Here is a 16500-nt window from a genome sequence, read left to right on the forward strand (position 1 = left end):
CGGACGCTCCCGGGCACCCCGGCCCCCAGAATTCCGACACCCCCACCCCTCGGCGGCGGCCCACCAACCGTGCGCCGCCGCGCTCAGCGCCGCGATCGCGGCAGCAGGAAGGCACCGGCGACCCATCGGGCAGTCGGCGCACTGGATGTGTTCTTGGGCTTCGGCTTGCGCCGCTCGCGCAGTGTCTTCGCCTTGTGGCAGTCGACGTTGATCGCACGCAGATTCTCTTCGTCGTCGGTACCGCCCTGCGCCTTCGGCACTCGGTGGTCGACTTCGGTAGCGAGGCGCACGCGACCCAGCGACGTACACTCGTCGCACTCGCACAGGCCGCCGGCCCGCGCGAGGATGCGCACCCGGATGCGATCCCACTCGGCACCGTAACCTCGGGCGTGCCGGGAGCCTCGCTCACTATCGGCACGCCAACCACCTGCTGGGCGCCGATGCTTGTCGCAGTAGCCCGGCTGCGAAATCGTCACACCGCAGCCGGCTTGCCGGCAGATTGAGGATGGGCGTGCTGGCATGGTGGGCGCAGAAATGAAAAAAGCCCGACCGGTTGAGGGTCGGGCTTTGCGTTTGGTAGGGACGTGCGTCGTCCCACGGGGCGGAATATAGGCTTGCGATTTGAGGATGTCAACACTCGACCTCAACTTCGACACCGCGCCGATGAAGGATCGGACGCAGCGCAGCCTTCGCCTGCGCGTACACCTCGTGTTGGCGGACCGGTGCACGCGGGTTGCGCCACACCTCCGGGCCGCGACGGTTCCGCATCTGCACGCGGATGGCGAGCTGGTGATCGCCGGACAGCTCGTCAACGCAGGCGTCGAGCTGCTTCATCTGCCATGCACAGACGCTGTCTTCGAGGATGGCGTCGGTGCTCTCCCATTGCCGTGAGCTACCGGATGCGGCGCAAGTCTTGTCGACTGACGAGAAACCGCGCGTTGCGTTGTACGTGCATTCCCACAAGAACCAGTCGTAGAGCAGATCGTCGAGCGCGTCGTAAGGGTAGCCCTGCAACGCGGATGCACGCGGCGGTGCCGGATTAGCGGTGTACATGCCCTTTCCCCCTGTTAAGGCCAACCATGGATTTGATCTCGCTGAGCCCGCGCTCAGCTGCTGCCAGCGAAGGCGGCGCACCGATGTGCGCGGCTCCAGGGATGGGCGGCAAGTGCTCCTCCGACGCGACAGCCCAAAGCTGCGCCCATCGGTCGTGAACGTCGGCCCACGGCTGAGCAAGCGTCGCTGCGCCCGCGCGGACGGCGGCCCAGAACACCGCGCGCGAACTCCAGGCGTCGGTGCCGGACGCGCGACGCGGCATCTGCTCAACTGCCTCGGCGAATGCTTGCTCTGGCGTCATCGCGTGACTCGCGGTTTGACCAGCTTCCGCAGGCGCTCGACCGCCAGCGAACCGACCGGAGCCGCGCTCGCTGCTACCGGCCCTTCACGTTGCCGCTCCACCAGCGATGCCACCGCACTCGCCTGCTTGCGACGCTCGGCCACTCGGTCGGCGTGCTCAGGCAGCCAGCCAGGTCTGCTCGCCCGGCCGACAACGCTCTCGAAGAACAACCACGGGCGCACGATCTGCCCGGTATCCATCGCACCGTCCCACTCGTCGAGCACGCGCTGGCGCACGCCATGGGGAAGCACGGAAAGCTGGTGTGCCACGGCCGCTCGCTCATGCAACGGAATGCGGCGCGGCCACGCCAGCACCGGCGACCACGCTGGCTCCGCGTCATGTTGACCCTCTGCAAGCTGGCCCGCAGGGCCATCCCCTGCCGCATCGGCGTCGCGCTCGCGTTGCTCTGAGGGCTGGTGCGTGTGCATCGCGTCGCCCTCATGCATCACTGCATCGACCGGAGGGCGTGGGGCGATTTCTCGCTCGTCCTCCTCCGCCGAATTGGAAAAGGAAGGTGAGGAAGGATTAGAGGTTTTACCGGGGTTCGGATGTGTGTCGGCTTTTCGCGAACTTCGCGATGTGGATAACCGCCGCTCAGCCGCGTCAGTATTGGGCTGCTTCGGCTTTTTTTCCCCTCTCGCGCCCCCTCCGGCTTTTTTCTGGACACACGAATCCGTCTTCGCCATCAGCATGCGAAATTGAAGACACAGCCCAACGCTGATGCGCCGAACTAGGCCGCATTTCTCGAGCTGCTCGACGCGGCGCCGCAAGGCCTGTTCAGTCGGTCGAAAATGGCGCACACCAGGTCGGCCTGGCACCTCGCAGTCTTCGCGCAGGGCCTGCCACGAAATGGCCTTGTGCGGGCCACCAACGATGCCCGTACGAAAATCCATGCAGCGGCGCAGTGCCAGGTAGAGATCGCGCGCTAGGTGGTCCACTGCGCGCAGCGCTTGCCACTCGGCGTTACTCGTGAGGAAGCCCGCGCTCATACCCACCCCCGCTCGCGCATGAATGCCCGCGTCTGGCGGAAACCCAGCACACCCAGCGCCATACGGAATCCAGCACACCAAGCTCGCGCATGATGCGAACCCGCCATGTACGGGCACGAATCAATGCCTTTGCCGGCCTCGAATGCCGCCACCGCCTCGTCGATCAGCGTTTGCCGCGGCACGATTGCGTAATCCATAGAAAACCTCACTTCAGGCCGGTCACGGCCTCACAAAGCACGTCGAACGTCGCGAGAAATTCCGGCGACGTTGCGACGTTGATCTGGTTGCGATACGCGGCACGATCGGCCGCCGTCGGTATGGCGCGCCATTGCCTGGCGCACACCACGGCCAGCGAGGAAGACTCGCCGGCCGCATTGAAGGAAAAGAACACCTCGCCAAGGGACCACTGACATTTGGTCAGCAAGTGCTCTGCGAACTGAATCAAGGGGGACTCGCCTCGGTGGCGCACCACTAGGCGGATGTGGTGCCACGCGCAGCACTGCTGCGTGGGCCTGTCGCATGGAAGGCCAGCAGCCACACGGGCCGGTTTGCAGCAGTTGAACTCGGGGCCGAACCGCAGTCCCTGTGTGTTTGCGCCAGCCTGCCGTTGCGTCATGCAGTGGCTTGCCCCGGTCGCCAGCCGGCAGGTCGATCGAGACGCCAGCGCGCACCGCGCAGCGACATGCTCAGCTCAGCCGCACTGAATAGCTTGTCGGTGTACCCACGCAGATCACCGTCGCCGCGTCGACGTGGCCCGCTGATGTGTAGTGCCTGGTAGTGGCGGATACAGCCGCCGCACGTGACGATGCGCGGGTTATGCGCCATCAGCCAAGCCATGACACGCTTTACGGCGCCGCCAGTGAGGCCGAACCGACGGCCGATCTGCGTTTCGCTGAATCGCTCGCCGGGGTTCCCTTCGAGGTGCGACTCGATTTTCTTGCGCACGTGGCGCTCTTTGCGCGCTTGGGCCGCCAGGGTCGATTTGGTGGTTGCCATCCGCCCTCTCCTTAGCGCTTGCTCGACTGCGCCTCGGCCTGCGCGCGAATCGCTGCATGCCAGCTTGCCAGCGCTGCCTGTGCACGAAAGAAATCGCCCTCGATCACTTCGAGCTCGGCCTCTGTGATGACGCCATCCTCTGCAGCGCGCGCGACCGTCTCTGCAACGTTGCCGATCTTCGCCATGACTTGGCAGACGGTGCGCGCCGGGTTGGGGTCTTGCGGATCAGCCTCGGGGATTTCCACTGCCACCCGGCCGTGCCTCCAGCAAAGTGCGTCGAGGGGCTGCATTGCTGCGTCCACGCGTGCCTCCTCGCAAAGCTCGAGCACCATCGAGAAATCCTCGAGCGTGACGTGGTGTGTATCGATGCCTGGGCGCAGCTTGTTCCGGAGAACGTTCGGGGAAATGCGCTTGTTCAGACGCGCCGACAATGCATCGGCCAGTCCTTCGATCCCTCGGGGATACTTTCGCGCCGCGTTATACAGCGCCTCGTGCTCGCTTACATCGGAATACAAAAGGGTCACGGTAAACCTCCAGAAATTCGACCGTTTTGTTTTGAGGTGCGCACGCTTACGATCCAGCACATCAAGACAAAACGTTGCCCTCCGCAGGCAGATGCCCGCAGATCGGTTACAGACGGAGAAACGAATGGAAGTGGCTACTACGCGGAGGCAGCACCCCGCATGTCTTCGGAAATGCTTCGTAGCGACGTGGGACCGCTTAACTCCGGCCAGATCAAGTGCCAGTCATCCGGGCGGAGGTCGAGCCGAGTAACTTTCCGGCGACTCTCTCTTTCAATGGCCACGCATAGCTTTTCGTTCGGCGTGCGCTGGCCATACATCACGTTTCGAAGGAAGGCCCACGTAGTCCCACAACGGGCAGCGAAGGCTTGTCGCTCCACTGCGGGGATCGACCTCAGAAAGTTCTTGAGCTTGTCCATTCACCGAAACATACACCGAACGGTGAATGTTTGGCAACACCTTATGGGGAATTCACCAATTGGTTTACGCATGCTGTAATGGCCGGATGAGTGAAGTAGCCACAACGCGACGCAAGAATCTGGAGCGACTCGTCAGCGAGTACGGGCTTGCCCAGGTCTCAAAGCGAATGGGAAAACCGGCCAGTCAAATCAATGACATGCTCGCCGGTCGAAAGTCCTTTGGCGAAAAGGTCGCTCGCGCAATAGAGAAAGCTTGGGACGCAACGCGGGCTCCGCTATGGCTTGATGCGGAAGATGCCGCGATATCACCACCGGCACTCGAGGAAGAGCCGACACCGTCGGACGCCGACTTCGCCCTTGTGCCCCAACTTGATATTGCGGCTGCCTGTGGGATGGGTCGCTTTGTCGACCACGTCGTCGTGAAGGGCGGCTTAGCCTTTAAGCGATCCAGCCTCAAGGATTTCGGAGTTACCGAGAAAACGGCCCGAATCATTTATGCGTCAGGCAATAGCATGGCGCCGCTTATTCAGGACGGCTGCGTGGTGCTGATCAACACGGCGGACAAGGAACCGAAAGACGGGAAGGTGTACGCCATCTGCACGCCCGAGGGTGGCTTGGTGCTCAAGCGCTTAATCCGCGATTACCACCCTGCCATTGGCGGCCAGGCGTGGATCATGCGCAGCGACAACCCTGACAAGACCGCCCACCCCGACAAGCTCCTACCACCGGATGACCGCACGATGATCGCCGGCCGGGCGATCTGGAATGACAACCGACTTTGAGGGGGATGGCATGCCGTCTAATCGCCGGCACTTCCTATTGATGTTGGCTGCCGCACCTGTGCTCGCAGCGTGCGCTTCTTCGTTCGAGGCGCCAGGACCGACCTACTGGTATGGATCGCCTCCGAAAGCAGCGTATTACGAGGACTACATCAAGGAGTATTTCGCGACCGTCCTTAAAGATCCGGAATCAGCCAGATACAGATTCGGCAGCCCTCGTAGGGCTTATATGAACAACGGTCTTATCCATGGTGGCGGGATCGGCTGGGCGGGATACGCAATCGTGGTGGGCATCAACGCAAAGAACAGTTACGGCGGCTACACAGGTGAGCAACCGTACGTTTTGCTTCTGCAACCCTCCGGCAAAGTCTTGCGGCACCTCCAAGGGGATTCGCCTCTCTTCCACTGGGTGGACAGCTAGACAATCGAACGCAGGGGCCGCCTTCTTCGTTAGGTAGCCACGCACAAAGCCCGCTCCGGCGGGCTTTTTTTCCGTCGGTCTTAATTCGCTGTCACCACTGCGCCCTGAAATTCACCATTTGGTGTTGACACATACAACACCGTTTGGTGTAATTGCCCTGTCAACACACAGCCGGAGCAAACCATGCGAACCCGCCCGCGCCTCAGCGCAACCGCCAAAGGCGTCCTGATCTACGCCGTGGCCGTCGTCTTCGTAATCGTCGTTCACTCCCTCGCACTGTATTTCGATCGTGCAGCCGCAGCTGAACAGCCGGTGCGCCCGATTGCGCAACGTCAGGCGTGAAGCGCTATGCGACATAACTCCGCCCGGCCGCTTATCACCCGTCTCGCCCACGGCCCGCTCGCTGAACGCCCCGCACTGGCTTTGGCCCTGCTCCTGGTGTTGTTTGGCTTTGCGGGCGCCCTAGCACCGGAAATCACCGGCCCGCTATGAGCCGCGTGCGCTTTTCTCGTGCCGATCTGATCGCCGAATTCGTACGCGTGCAGGGCAGCGGCCGCGCCGAGGAGCAGGTCGGCATACCGGCCATTCGGCGACAGCTCGCACGGTCGCTGCGCGCGCATCGCAGGGCGCATCACAAAGCCCCACGCCCCCGTTTTCCCCCCGCCGTTGACCTGAAAAAGCTGCAGGCCAACGACCTCGACTGACCCACCTGGAGCACCGACATGCTGATCGGACTTGCCGGCAACGCCGGCGTTGGCAAAGACACGGCCGCAGGCTATCTGCGCGCCGCCCATGGGTTCCGGCAGATTGCGTTTGCCGACCCAATCCGCGCGATGTTGCTGGCAGCGCTGCCGCTGGAGCCGAAGGATTTCGAACACGGCCGGAAAGAGGAGATTCTGCCGGGCATCGAAAAGTCACCACGTCAACTCATGCAGTCGTTGGGTACCGAGTGGGGCCGGCGCCTTGTCCATTCCGAGATTTGGGTACGCCTGGCCGAAGACAAGGTGCTGGCCGAACACGTCACGCTCGGGCGCGCCCTTGTGATCTCTGACGTGCGCGAGGAAAACGAAGCCTCAATGATCCGCAAGCACCGTGGCGTGATTGTTCACCTTCGCCGCAACGCTGCCCGCCGCGTTGTCGAGCACAGCAGCGAGCTGGGGATTGCGGTTTGCGTTGGCGATTGGGAAATTCGAAACGACCGCCGCCCCGAAGACTTGTTCGACGAGCTCGACCGCCTTGTCGAAGACCAGCATTTCGCGCAGGTGCAGGCATGAGCGCCAGCACCACTTTCCTCGAGCAGCGCGTCTCCGCGCTTGAGGCCGAACTCGCCATCTGGCGCGCCGCCGCAGTTGCAGAGGATGACTACGCCAACTCTCGTGCCCCGGCCGGCAGCCTCGCGGAATTGGCGCTTTACCAGCGCCTGCAATCCGCGCTCCAACAACGTGCACCGCTGCGCATGGCCGCGATCAACGCAGCGAATGCGCGTCCCGGCCTGCGTGCTGCAGCCTGAATCTGAACTGTCTAGGAGAACCCATGTTTGCCGAACTCCACCAGCTGGCGCGCGCTGCGTCGCTGCTCATTTCCGTCGCTTCCGAAGGCGACAACCTCCGCGTGACCGTCAACGCCACCAGCACCAGCAAGAACGGCCCGGGTGTGCACCCGTTGGTGCTCGTGGGTACGCCCCAGGAAATCGACGAAGGCTTTGCCGAGGCCGTGCAGATTTTCGAGCCGAGCGCGCTACCGTTGCTCGACCAGGCCCGCGCCGCTGCGAATGCCAACAGCAAAAAGGGAACGCCTGCACTCGAGGCGCCGAAGGCGGCAACCAAGAAAGCTCAAACCGCAGACACGCCGCCGAAGCGCGGTCCCGGCCGGCCAACCAACGCAGAGAAGGCAGCCGCAGAGGCTGCCAAGAATGCGGGCACAGGGGGCACCGAGGCCCCTGCCTCCGAGACGACGGACGGCAGCGACCGAGAGCCGCCTGCCGTCGACCCGCGCCAAATGTCGCTCGTCGATTCTGATGGCGCCGATACCTCGGGTACCGGCGATGCACCAGCGGCCGAACCGGCCAGCACCGACCCGCGCCACACCGGCCTCGACCTCCCGATCTGACAGGAGCGCCACATGCAGACCAACCGACTGACCCGGGAATTCCGCTACAACGGCGTGCGCCTGGCCGACCCGTCGCCGAATTTCACGCTGGAGCAGGTGCGCGACTTCTACGCCAACACCTACCCAGAAATTCTGAACGCCGAAATCGACGGCCCGGCCATCGAAGGCGAACAGCAGGTGTATTCGTTCCGCCGCGCCGTCGGTACAAAGGGCAACGATCTGGCTGCCCTACGCGAGAAGATTACGAACGGTACGCTCTGCAGCACGCCGCGCGACAACCTCATCGCCAGCAGCCACCTGAATCAGCCTGCGGCAAAGATTCTCCGCGAGACGACGCAGCGTTACCGCAGCTCACACGGCCGCACGCGCAATGCGGCGCTGATACCGACCTCCACGTCGCTGCAGGTGCTGGCATGAGCGCTCTCGCCCTCCCACGCCTGGACGGCGTGCCGACCCGCTTTGCTTACAAAAACCGCGATGAAGCGTGGCACACGCCCGCGCTGCTCGCTCTGCTGGACGGCGGCGCCCTGACGCTGCAGGACGCACAGCCGAAGCCAGCGAGCCCGGCCGCCTTGCTCAAGCGCACGCTGCAGCGCCACTGGAACGACGTTACGGCCGGCGCACGGCTGCTCGTTTGGAACCTGCACGTGCGGTCGACCTTCAGCAGCTGGAGCACGCGGCCCGAGCCGCCAGAACACCTATGGCTGTTCATCGGCGCCGAGGAAGATCACCCGCTCGCCGTGCCGCAACTCTTCATCGGGGCCGCATTCGAGCGCCTCGAGGCCGTGCGCAACGGCCTAGGGCAAACCGTGCTGGCCGTGCTGTATGACGCGCTGCGCTTCCTGCCCAACGTGCTCACGCCGCGAGAGTCGTTCTATCAGGCAAGCTGGGTCCACTGGCACGGATGCGACGACGAAGACGAGGCCATCGAGTGGCTCTTCGCGGAAGGGAAATTCGAGACGCGCGAGCAAGCCGAGGAAGCGTACGAAGGCCCTACGCGCCTAGACTTCTTCGAGCACGTGCCGGAATGGGCCGTGCACCCCGAGCGGGTTCTGACTGATCGGCAAGTGCGCCTCGCCGCGCGCAAGGACCGCCTGGCCGAGCAGGTCATTGCCGCCGTCGACGCGATTTGGCAGCACGCCTGCGCAACTAATGCCGCGGGCGGCTACGCCGACTGCGGGACGCTTGACGCCGACAGTGACTCCATTTGCTGGACTGTCGTCCTGCAATGGCACCCGAATGACCTGACGATCCGGCTGGCCGACGATTTCATTCAACAGGTGTCCCAGGCCGAATACACGGACGCCGCGACGGTCAAGATCTTCCCGCTCGACAGCCACGACGCCGCCCACTGGCTGCAGAAAATGCGGGCCAACGGCGGGCTCGCGCGCCGCGTCGAAAACCTCCTCGACCTGCTGGCCACGCAGAATCCGCTGCGCCAGCAGATCCGCGTGCAGTGAGGGCACCCATGAGCCAAGTCACCATTGCGACCGGCAACACCGGCGAGCTCAAGCTGCGCCACGCCGTGATGCTCTACGACGGCGCCTCGCCCGATAGCACGGTGTACGCGACCGTCCACGACGTCGAGCTGCTGCCCACCGGCCCGCATCTACTGCCCGGGCGCGCGCTCGAACTGGCCGAACTTAGCCGGTTTGTCGAAGCAGCGCAGGCACAGACTGCGTATCGCGGCTTTGTCGATTCGCGCCTGCTGTACGTCGCGCCCCACACCCTGGCCTGGTGGTGCCCGGCAGCGACCCGCACCACGTGGTTCCAGTCCGACGCGCCGATCGGCCAGCGTCATGGCGTGACCGCGCACCCGGCGCTCGTATTCATCGTGCGCGAGCTGCACTGGTACGTGTTCGCCCTAGACAAAAGCGAGCGCCCCGAACCGCGCACAGCCCTGCGCGTCGCGCCTTACTTCAACGTTTGGAAAACCGGCGAAATCTGCACGGGCAACGTGTCGCTGCCAGACAAGCCGACGCCGGATGCAATGCCCACGTACGAGGCAGCCTTCTTCCGTAGCCGCTTCACCCACCCGAACCACGCGCGCATCACGGGCTACAAGGGCGGAGGCCGCGCGCTATGGGCGCACCTGCTCGATCACCCCGAAATTACCGAATTCCCGAAAACCGCCCTGCTGCCGCAAAAGGAAACGCTGGAGCAGGCCATCACGCGCATTTCCTCCGGAGCCTGACATGCAAGCCATCATCCAACAATTCCACGCCTCGTCTCAGGAAGGCCTCAAGCTCATCGCTGGCGCGCTGGACGATTTCGCGAAAGCCGCCGCTGACAAGGTCGCCAAGGCGCTGCGCAACCCGATCGCCGCTGACCAGGCCGACGAGAAATACGAGCTCGACTCCAAGCTGTGGGACAGCGCACCGACGGTGGCCGTGCCGAGATTCGCCGCGTTCCAAGAGCTGCAGGAGGTTGGCCACCGTTTCCTGGCAACGGCAGAAGGCCTGTTCGTCGAAGTGCGCCGCCCGTGGCTGCACCTCATCCAGCCGGTGGCGCCGCTCAATGGCCAGACCGTGCGTCCGCCGTATGGCACGGTAAAGCCCACCGTAAAGCTGGTATTCGATCGTCTCGGCGCAACTTTCCAGCTCGTGCGCAACTTCATCAAGGCTGCAAGCGAGGCGGCACCGAACGAGCATGCTGCCTGGGTGATCTGGGACAGCGCCACCGGCGACCTGCGGTACCGCGATCTGAGTATTACCAAGACCTCCCCCGGCGCCATTTCCTACGAGCGCCCCGCTCTTGCGCCGCACGAATCTCTAGTTCTCGACTTACACAGCCACGGCCATGAAGCCGCATTCTTCAGCCCGACCGACAACGAGGATGACGCTGGCGAGGTCAAGATCTCCTGCGTGGTGGGGAACTTGGCCGACGGCAAAACCCCGTCCATTCAATTCCGCCTGTGCGCGCTCGGCATGTTCCTGCCGCTAAACGTGCCCGTTGCCGCAGTCATCGGGGATGGCGCATGAAGAACGCGGTCCACATCACGCCGGCACGCATGCTGTCTGAGTGCGTGCACATTGTGCTGATCGGCTGCGGAGGCAACGGGTCGCAAATGCTGACCGGTCTTGCCCGACTCGACCACGCCATTCGTGCGCTGGGCCACCCGGGCCTCGACGTGGAGGTTTTCGACCCTGACACGGTTAGCGAGGCGAATATCGGGCGGCAGCTGTTCAGCCCGGCCGACGTCGGTCAATTCAAGGCATGCGTGCACACCCAGCGCATCAACCACTTCTTCGGGCTGGACTGGCGTGCGCACCCACGCAAGTTCGAACGCAAGCACGACGCCTATCCAGCGGCACGGCCGGCCATTTTCATTGTGTGCGTTGACAGCAAGGCCGCTCGCAAGTCCATCGATGGGGGCCTCACGAATCGGCTGAATACCTACGTGCTGGATCTCGGCAACCGCGCCAGCGATGGTCAGGTGGTGTTCGGTCAAACGCCGATCACTGTTATCGAAGACGAAGAAGGCAACGAGGTACACAACGCCCGCTTCAACCCCGTGGGCAGCGTGCCGCTGCCCTACCCGTACGCCATGCTGCCCGAGCTCGTCGACACCAGTGAGCCGGAGGACGACACGCCTTCGTGCGGCCTGGCCGAAGCGCTTGCGCGGCAGGAGCTGTTCGTCAATCAATCCATCGTCACGCCGGCGCTGGCCATCTTATGGGAGTTTTTTAGGCATGGACGGCTTACTTGGCATGGAGCATTTGTCAATCTAGCAACTGGCTCCATGAGATCGATTCGCGTACCGAATCAGAATTAGCTCACGGAAAAAACTCATGAACATACCAGACAGCGCTTTCCACATTCGCTCAGGCAATATCCCCTTCGCGGGGCTGCGGTGGACCGTTGAGGGCAGCCTCAACGCATTCGCGAAGTCCAGCTTGCAGCAGTCCACCACTCTGCTCAAGCGATTGTCGCCAAGCGCGAATGAAGCTTGCACGGGCATCGCCGAAGTAGGCGTGATCTATCCGCCCGTCGTCAAAGATTTCCACTGCCGAATCCACGTGCCGCAACAGGGCGTTCAACAAAGATGCCGCCTGAGCGAGGCGATGCGCGCATTGGTTAGGAAGAGGAACCAGCGCAAGGAAGTCACTCTCACCATGAGCCACCTGCGCCCGCTCAACATTTGCACGGAAGCCGTGGAAGGTGCGGAGCAAGAACGGCCCGCCCTCTTCAAGGCGCAGAAGCCAATTCAGCGCGACTCCAACATAGACGGCGGAGTGTTCCACGGCGACACCAATCCGAGCGGCGACCAATTTGGCTGCCTCGCGCTGCTCCCGTTGCCGACGCCAATTGCCTGCCAGTGCAATGCCGAGAGCAGTGAGAGTGGCCCCGACAGTGCCCGCAGCCGAAGCCACGTCCCAGAAATCTTTGCGAGGATCGAAATGCCAAGTGGTCGCGATCCCTATGCCGCCGGCGAGCCCCATTAGTAGCGCAGCAATCCATTCTTGATGTCGTTCGTACAACTGCATATCCCCACCCAAAAGAATGCAACGCAAAGCTCCGGAGCTCGCACCGCACGAAAAATGAAGCCAATTATTTACCTGGATCTGCAGTCAGTTGCTGCTGCTGTCTCGCTTTCAGAAACCAGTGTGCAGCAGCTCGTCCGCGAAGATGCGTTCCCCAAACCTCGCAAAATCTCAGCGCGTCGGGTCGGTTGGCTCCTACGGGAGGTGGAAGAGTGGGCCGAAGGCCGTCCAATCTCGGACTTGCTACCCCCAAAGAACACCGGCCGCCGTGTCTAGCGTTTCGGCGTGGCCGCGCACTTCTCGAGGTGCTCGGAAAGCTTCAGCAGCCACTCTCGCCGCTCCCTGTCGTAGGTGTGCCGGTTGTACACACCTTCGACGCCCGGGAGCATATGCCCAAGAATTGATTCGCCGACTTCCATCGGGCATCCCATAGCGGCCAGCATCGTCCGCCCGGTCCGCCGCAAATCGTGTGGTGCCCAGTACTCGACAGGGAGCCTTGCGCGCTGGCGCTGCGGGTGTGACTTGCAGTAGGACATGCGATTCCACACTGCGTGGCTGATCACCTTTTGCTCTGTGTGACCCGTGGCCTGCGACGGAAAAAGATACCCCTTCCGCGCCACCGCCAAGCGTCTACGCACGACCGCCTCTGCGCGACCAACCAGTGGTACGCGCAGGTCGGTGGCACCCTCGTTCTTTACGTTTTTTGTCTTGGCGTGGGGCACAGTCCACCACAGCCCGTCCGCCTCCTCTGTAACCTCCTCCGCTTCCATGCTGACGATCTCGGCGCCGCGAGCACACGTCCAGAGGTAGAGGGTCAACACGTCGTCGATCAAGGCCGGGAAATTGGGCAACCAACGGATAAGCTCGCCTACCTCGACATCTGTGAGCACGCGCTTCGCCGTCCCCATCGTCTTGCCCTGAATACGTCGGCCGACGCTGCGAAGGCGACCGCGCATCACCTCACGCCACCAGTTAGGCACGCCCTCGCTGAGCCGCCCAGAATCATGGCCATACGTCCAGGCCGCGCCCAATTCAGTACGGAGCTTCCCTGCCTGCGTTGGGATGTGGGCGTACGAGTTGATCAGATCAAATGCCACCGACCGAGTTACCTGCTCGGGCAGCATGTGCGCAATCGGCTCGAGCATCGTATCGAACATCCTCCGAATTTCTTTTGCGCCCTTCAGCGCGCGGTGGCGCTCGACGTGCCCAACCAGATAGTCGTCACACATGCGTCGAACCGTGTAAGGAATGTGGTCCGGTACAATTTCGCCGTTTGAGACCGCCCGCGCCGTTGTGCGGCTATTGCGCCGTTCGTTTGCAATGTCGCGGCCGCTATCGCGCGCCTGGCGTAGCTTTTCCCATTCGACGATCGCAGCTGCCGGAGACATGGCCGGCCATTCGCCAATCTTCACTTGGCGCATACGCGCATCAACGGGAGATTTGTATCGGTAGATCCAGGTCCGCCGCGTAGCGCTGCAGACGAGGCGCAGCCCGGGCTGCGAGTCGAGAGTCAGATGCTGCCCGGGTTTCAAGGCCTTGGCAGCACGTGCATCAAAATACATGGCGTAGCTTTCTTCAGCGTAGGTTTGGCCGCTACACCACCCCGAAGGGACGGCGTAGGAATTGAGGCATGATACGCGAAAAAGCTACGCTGAAACGCCAAGTGTAGGCGAGCGAAGATGAGTGTAGACGTTATCCAAGAAAACTCGGGCACCGCCCAAGAACCCATGTCCAGCAAGGGTTCTCAGGCAGTTAGCCAGAAAACTCAAGACTTTGCGGAGCAGGATTTAAGCAAGCACACCCCGATGATGCAGCAATATTTACGGCTGAAATCGGGGCATCCGGACACGCTTGTCTTCTACCGCATGGGCGACTTTTACGAGCTCTTCTTTGAAGACGCCGAAAAAGCCTCGCGCCTGCTCGACATCACGCTCACCGCACGCGGCAGTTCCAATGGGCACCCGATCCGCATGGCGGGCATCCCGTTCCACGCTGCCGAGCAATACCTCGCCAAGCTGGTCAAGCTGGGCGAATCGGTTGCCATCTGCGAGCAGATTGGTGACCCCGCCACGACCAAGGGACCGGTCGAGCGCAAGGTCGTGCGCGTCGTCACACCGGGCACCTTGACGGACGCCGCGCTGCTGTCCGACAAGGTCAACAACCATCTGCTGGCCATCGCGCACCTGCCTGGCAAACGCGGCACGGCACCGCTGATGGGTCTGGCGTGGCTCAACCTCGTCGGCGGCGAACTGCGCGTGATGGAATGCAGCCCCGACCAGCTCGACCGCGAACTCGAACGCATCCGCCCCGCCGAAGTGCTGGCCGACGATGCGACGCTCAACACCATCCAGGTGGATGTCGCCCGCACGCGCCTGCCCGATTGGCACTTCGACGTGGAAGCCGGCACCCGCCGCCTGCGCGAACAACTCGGCGTGGCGAGCCTCGTCGCCTTTGGCGCGGAAACGCTAACGGCAGCCTTGGCGGCTGCTGGCGCGCTGCTGAATTACGCAGCGGCCACGCAAGGCCAATCGCTGCGTCACGTGATCGGCCTGACCGTCGAGCATGAAAGCGAATTCATCGGCCTGGACACCGCCACACGCCGCAATCTGGAGCTGACGGAGACGCTGCGCGGGCAGGAATCGCCGACGCTGTTCTCGCTGCTCGACACTTGCGCCACGAGCATGGGCAGCCGCCTGCTGCGCCACTGGCTGCATCATCCGCTGCGGGATCGTGCCGTGCCGCAAGCACGGCAGCAGGCGATCGAGGTGCTGCTCGGCAGCGATTGGCAAACGTTGCGTGCGACGCTGCGCACGCTGTCCGATGTGGAGCGCATTACCGGGCGGCTGGCGCTGCTGTCGGCACGCCCGCGGGATCTGTCTTCGTTGCGCGACACGCTTGCGCGCCTGCCTGAAATTCGCGAAGAGCTGCCGCAAAGCGATGCGGCACCGCTGCTAGCCGAGCTGTACGCCGCGCTCACCCTGCCCGAAGACGCGCACGCCCTGCTCCAGAGCGCCGTGATGGCAGAGCCGGCAGCGATGGTGCGCGACGGCGGCGTCATCGCCCGCGGCTACGACGCCGACCTCGACGAGCTGCGCGACATCTCGGAAAACTGCGGGCAGTTCCTCGTCGATCTGGAAGCCCGCGAGCGCGAGCGCACCGGCATCGCCAATCTGCGCGTCGAATACAACCGCGTACACGGCTTCTACATTGAGGTCACCAACGGCCAGGCCGCCAAGGTGCCGGACGATTACCGCCGCCGCCAGACGCTGAAGAACGCCGAGCGCTACATCACGCCCGAGCTGAAGGCGTTCGAAGACAAAGCGTTGTCCGCGCAGGACCGTGCCCTGTCGCGCGAGAAAGTCCTCTACGAAGAGTTGCTGCAGAAGCTGCTGCCGCATCTGGCCGAGTTCAAGCGCATTGCCGCCGCGCTGGCGCGGGCTGATGTGCTCGCGACGCTGGCCGAGCGTGCGCATGCGCTGTCGTGGTCGCGTCCCATGCTGACGGATGCACCCGGCATTGAGCTGACGCGCGCCCGCCATCCGGTGGTCGAACAACAAGTCGAACAGTTCGTCGCCAACGACTGCGTGCTGCAGGACGCGCGCAAGCTGCTGCTGATCACCGGCCCGAACATGGGTGGTAAATCGACCTTCATGCGGCAGACCGCGCTGGTCGTGCTGCTCGCCTACGTGGGCGCATTTGTGCCGGCGGAAGCGGCCGTCATCGGCCCGATCGACCGCATCTTCACGCGCATCGGCGCCGCCGACGATCTGGCGGGCGGGCGTTCCACCTTCATGGTTGAAATGACCGAGGCCGCTGCCATCCTGCACCGCGCCACACCCAACAGCCTCGTGCTGATGGACGAAATCGGACGCGGAACGAGCACGTTCGATGGCTTGGCGCTCGCCTGGGCGATTGCGCGCCACCTGCTGTCGCACAATCGCAGCCACACGCTGTTCGCCACGCACTATTTCGAGTTGACGCAACTGCCGCAAGAATTTATGCAGGCTGCCAACGTGCACCTCTCCGCCGTCGAACACGGTGACGGCATCGTTTTCCTGCATGCCGTGCAGGAGGGCCCGGCCAGCCAGAGTTACGGCCTGCAGGTCGCGCAGTTGGCCGGCGTGCCGCAGCCCGTCATTCGCGCCGCGCGCAAACGTCTCGCCTGGCTGGAGCAGCATTCCGCTGACACCGGCGCCACGCCCCAGCTCGACCTGTTCGCACTCGCCGCCGAAGCACCCATTGAGGACGAAGACGACGCCAACGACGAAGCGCCCGACAGCGCGCTGACGGATGCGCTCGCCGGGATCGACCCCGACGGCATGACGCCGCGTGAAGCGCTCGATGCGTTGTATCGCCTCAAGGCGCTGGCGAGCCCGTCCGCCTGACCCG

At 63.4% G+C, this 16500-nt stretch carries 23 protein-coding genes; 15 read left to right on the plus strand and 8 right to left on the minus strand.

The features are described 5' to 3' along the window. Nucleotides 1-83: 83 nt before the first annotated feature. The 7 genes from NG898_RS14030 to NG898_RS14060 form a co-directional block, all read right to left on the minus strand. A complete protein-coding gene (locus NG898_RS14030; RefSeq protein WP_252692841.1) occupies nucleotides 84-521 on the minus strand; it encodes an HNH endonuclease in 438 nt (145 codons plus the stop codon). Nucleotides 522-630: 109 nt separating this feature from the next. Further along, entirely contained in the window at nucleotides 631-1053 is a 423-nt protein-coding gene (locus NG898_RS14035; protein ID WP_252692843.1) for a hypothetical protein, read from the minus strand. Between the two features lie 297 nt (nucleotides 1054-1350). Further along, a complete protein-coding gene (locus NG898_RS14040) occupies nucleotides 1351-1839 on the minus strand; it encodes a hypothetical protein (RefSeq protein ID WP_252692845.1) in 489 nt (162 codons plus the stop codon). Nucleotides 1840-2378: 539 nt separating this feature from the next. Then, nucleotides 2379-2579 (minus strand): hypothetical protein, encoded by a 201-nt coding sequence (locus NG898_RS14045; protein ID WP_252692846.1) that lies wholly within the window; start codon nucleotides 2577-2579, stop codon nucleotides 2379-2381. 8 nt (nucleotides 2580-2587) lie between these two features. Continuing rightward, nucleotides 2588-2827 carry a hypothetical protein gene (locus tag NG898_RS14050; protein ID WP_252692848.1) on the minus strand — a complete coding sequence of 80 codons (240 nt, stop codon included), beginning with the start codon at nucleotides 2825-2827 and terminating at the stop codon, nucleotides 2588-2590. Between the two features lie 167 nt (nucleotides 2828-2994). Then, a complete protein-coding gene (locus NG898_RS14055; RefSeq protein ID WP_252692849.1) occupies nucleotides 2995-3378 on the minus strand; it encodes a hypothetical protein in 384 nt (127 codons plus the stop codon). Nucleotides 3379-3389: 11 nt separating this feature from the next. Further along, nucleotides 3390-3962 (minus strand): phage regulatory CII family protein, encoded by a 573-nt coding sequence (locus tag NG898_RS14060; RefSeq protein ID WP_252692851.1) that lies wholly within the window; start codon nucleotides 3960-3962, stop codon nucleotides 3390-3392. A 382-nt stretch (nucleotides 3963-4344) separates the two neighbouring features. Here NG898_RS14060 and NG898_RS14070 point away from each other — a divergent pair, with 382 nt between their 5' ends. From NG898_RS14070 to NG898_RS14135, 14 genes are all read left to right on the plus strand, one after another. Continuing rightward, nucleotides 4345-5100, plus strand: a complete 756-nt coding sequence (locus NG898_RS14070; protein ID WP_252692853.1) for a S24 family peptidase — start codon at nucleotides 4345-4347, stop codon at nucleotides 5098-5100. Beyond that, entirely contained in the window at nucleotides 5084-5518 is a 435-nt protein-coding gene (locus tag NG898_RS14075) for a hypothetical protein (RefSeq protein ID WP_252692855.1), read from the plus strand. The genes NG898_RS14070 and NG898_RS14075 overlap by 17 nt, the downstream gene beginning before the upstream one ends. Nucleotides 5519-5701: 183 nt before the next feature. Further along, nucleotides 5702-5860 carry a hypothetical protein gene (locus NG898_RS14080; protein ID WP_252692857.1) on the plus strand — a complete coding sequence of 53 codons (159 nt, stop codon included), beginning with the start codon at nucleotides 5702-5704 and terminating at the stop codon, nucleotides 5858-5860. A gap of 146 nt (nucleotides 5861-6006) precedes the next feature. Then, on the plus strand, nucleotides 6007-6222 hold the full coding sequence (locus NG898_RS14085; protein ID WP_252692859.1) for a hypothetical protein: 216 nt from the start codon (nucleotides 6007-6009) through the stop codon (nucleotides 6220-6222). 18 nt (nucleotides 6223-6240) lie between these two features. Further along, nucleotides 6241-6792, plus strand: coding sequence for a deoxynucleotide monophosphate kinase family protein (locus NG898_RS14090; protein WP_252692861.1), 552 nt, complete (start codon nucleotides 6241-6243; stop codon nucleotides 6790-6792). Then, nucleotides 6789-7028 (plus strand): hypothetical protein, encoded by a 240-nt coding sequence (locus tag NG898_RS14095; protein ID WP_252692863.1) that lies wholly within the window; start codon nucleotides 6789-6791, stop codon nucleotides 7026-7028. The genes NG898_RS14090 and NG898_RS14095 overlap by 4 nt, the downstream gene beginning before the upstream one ends. A 23-nt stretch (nucleotides 7029-7051) precedes the next feature. Beyond that, a complete protein-coding gene (locus NG898_RS14100; protein WP_252692865.1) occupies nucleotides 7052-7627 on the plus strand; it encodes a PRTRC system protein E in 576 nt (191 codons plus the stop codon). A gap of 12 nt (nucleotides 7628-7639) precedes the next feature. Next, entirely contained in the window at nucleotides 7640-8044 is a 405-nt protein-coding gene (locus NG898_RS14105) for a PRTRC system protein C (RefSeq protein WP_252692866.1), read from the plus strand. Further along, entirely contained in the window at nucleotides 8041-9087 is a 1047-nt protein-coding gene (locus NG898_RS14110; protein ID WP_252692868.1) for a PRTRC system protein F, read from the plus strand. The genes NG898_RS14105 and NG898_RS14110 overlap by 4 nt, the downstream gene beginning before the upstream one ends. A gap of 8 nt (nucleotides 9088-9095) precedes the next feature. After that, on the plus strand, nucleotides 9096-9821 hold the full coding sequence (locus tag NG898_RS14115; protein WP_252692870.1) for a PRTRC system protein B: 726 nt from the start codon (nucleotides 9096-9098) through the stop codon (nucleotides 9819-9821). 1 nt (nucleotide 9822) lies between these two features. After that, nucleotides 9823-10608, plus strand: coding sequence for a PRTRC system protein A (locus NG898_RS14120; RefSeq protein WP_252692872.1), 786 nt, complete (start codon nucleotides 9823-9825; stop codon nucleotides 10606-10608). Next, nucleotides 10605-11402, plus strand: coding sequence for a PRTRC system ThiF family protein (locus NG898_RS14125; RefSeq protein WP_252692873.1), 798 nt, complete (start codon nucleotides 10605-10607; stop codon nucleotides 11400-11402). The genes NG898_RS14120 and NG898_RS14125 overlap by 4 nt, the downstream gene beginning before the upstream one ends. A 16-nt stretch (nucleotides 11403-11418) precedes the next feature. Then, nucleotides 11419-12072, plus strand: a complete 654-nt coding sequence (locus NG898_RS14130) for a hypothetical protein (protein ID WP_252692875.1) — start codon at nucleotides 11419-11421, stop codon at nucleotides 12070-12072. A gap of 96 nt (nucleotides 12073-12168) precedes the next feature. Then, complete coding sequence (locus NG898_RS14135) at nucleotides 12169-12387, plus strand: helix-turn-helix transcriptional regulator (protein ID WP_252693444.1); 219 nt, start codon at nucleotides 12169-12171, stop codon at nucleotides 12385-12387. Here NG898_RS14135 and NG898_RS14140 read toward each other — a convergent pair. Continuing rightward, nucleotides 12384-13673 (minus strand): tyrosine-type recombinase/integrase, encoded by a 1290-nt coding sequence (locus NG898_RS14140; protein ID WP_252692877.1) that lies wholly within the window; start codon nucleotides 13671-13673, stop codon nucleotides 12384-12386. The two genes, NG898_RS14135 and NG898_RS14140, sit on opposite strands and share 4 nt — an antisense overlap. 243 nt (nucleotides 13674-13916) lie before the next feature. Between NG898_RS14140 and mutS the strand changes: the two genes are divergently transcribed. Beyond that, nucleotides 13917-16496 carry a DNA mismatch repair protein MutS gene (gene mutS / locus NG898_RS14145; protein WP_252692879.1) on the plus strand — a complete coding sequence of 860 codons (2580 nt, stop codon included), beginning with the start codon at nucleotides 13917-13919 and terminating at the stop codon, nucleotides 16494-16496. The last annotated feature ends 4 nt before the right edge of the window (nucleotides 16497-16500 follow it).

Source organism: Ralstonia mojiangensis (genome assembly GCF_023955645.1).
In the GTDB taxonomy this organism is placed as follows: domain Bacteria; phylum Pseudomonadota; class Gammaproteobacteria; order Burkholderiales; family Burkholderiaceae; genus Ralstonia; species Ralstonia mojiangensis.

Excerpts from the sequence above, each read along its gene's own strand:
- NG898_RS14030 (WP_252692841.1), bottom strand. The coding sequence starts at position 521 with ATGCCAGCACGCCCATCCTCAATCTGCCGGCAAGCCGGCTGCGGTGTG.
- NG898_RS14035 (WP_252692843.1), bottom strand. The coding sequence starts at position 1,053 with ATGTACACCGCTAATCCGGCACCGCCGCGTGCATCCGCGTTGCAGGGC.
- NG898_RS14040 (WP_252692845.1), bottom strand. The coding sequence starts at position 1,839 with ATGCATGAGGGCGACGCGATGCACACGCACCAGCCCTCAGAGCAACGC.
- NG898_RS14045 (WP_252692846.1), bottom strand. The coding sequence starts at position 2,579 with ATGGATTACGCAATCGTGCCGCGGCAAACGCTGATCGACGAGGCGGTG.
- NG898_RS14055 (WP_252692849.1), bottom strand. The coding sequence starts at position 3,378 with ATGGCAACCACCAAATCGACCCTGGCGGCCCAAGCGCGCAAAGAGCGC.
- NG898_RS14070 (WP_252692853.1), top strand. The coding sequence starts at position 4,345 with ATGTTTGGCAACACCTTATGGGGAATTCACCAATTGGTTTACGCATGC.
- NG898_RS14075 (WP_252692855.1), top strand. The coding sequence starts at position 5,084 with ATGACAACCGACTTTGAGGGGGATGGCATGCCGTCTAATCGCCGGCAC.
- NG898_RS14080 (WP_252692857.1), top strand. The coding sequence starts at position 5,702 with ATGCGAACCCGCCCGCGCCTCAGCGCAACCGCCAAAGGCGTCCTGATC.
- NG898_RS14085 (WP_252692859.1), top strand. The coding sequence starts at position 6,007 with ATGAGCCGCGTGCGCTTTTCTCGTGCCGATCTGATCGCCGAATTCGTA.
- NG898_RS14090 (WP_252692861.1), top strand. The coding sequence starts at position 6,241 with ATGCTGATCGGACTTGCCGGCAACGCCGGCGTTGGCAAAGACACGGCC.
- NG898_RS14095 (WP_252692863.1), top strand. The coding sequence starts at position 6,789 with ATGAGCGCCAGCACCACTTTCCTCGAGCAGCGCGTCTCCGCGCTTGAG.
- NG898_RS14100 (WP_252692865.1), top strand. The coding sequence starts at position 7,052 with ATGTTTGCCGAACTCCACCAGCTGGCGCGCGCTGCGTCGCTGCTCATT.
- NG898_RS14105 (WP_252692866.1), top strand. The coding sequence starts at position 7,640 with ATGCAGACCAACCGACTGACCCGGGAATTCCGCTACAACGGCGTGCGC.
- NG898_RS14110 (WP_252692868.1), top strand. The coding sequence starts at position 8,041 with ATGAGCGCTCTCGCCCTCCCACGCCTGGACGGCGTGCCGACCCGCTTT.
- NG898_RS14115 (WP_252692870.1), top strand. The coding sequence starts at position 9,096 with ATGAGCCAAGTCACCATTGCGACCGGCAACACCGGCGAGCTCAAGCTG.
- NG898_RS14120 (WP_252692872.1), top strand. The coding sequence starts at position 9,823 with ATGCAAGCCATCATCCAACAATTCCACGCCTCGTCTCAGGAAGGCCTC.
- NG898_RS14125 (WP_252692873.1), top strand. The coding sequence starts at position 10,605 with ATGAAGAACGCGGTCCACATCACGCCGGCACGCATGCTGTCTGAGTGC.
- NG898_RS14130 (WP_252692875.1), top strand. The coding sequence starts at position 11,419 with ATGAACATACCAGACAGCGCTTTCCACATTCGCTCAGGCAATATCCCC.
- NG898_RS14135 (WP_252693444.1), top strand. The coding sequence starts at position 12,169 with ATGAAGCCAATTATTTACCTGGATCTGCAGTCAGTTGCTGCTGCTGTC.
- NG898_RS14140 (WP_252692877.1), bottom strand. The coding sequence starts at position 13,673 with ATGTATTTTGATGCACGTGCTGCCAAGGCCTTGAAACCCGGGCAGCAT.
- mutS (WP_252692879.1), top strand. The coding sequence starts at position 13,917 with ATGATGCAGCAATATTTACGGCTGAAATCGGGGCATCCGGACACGCTT.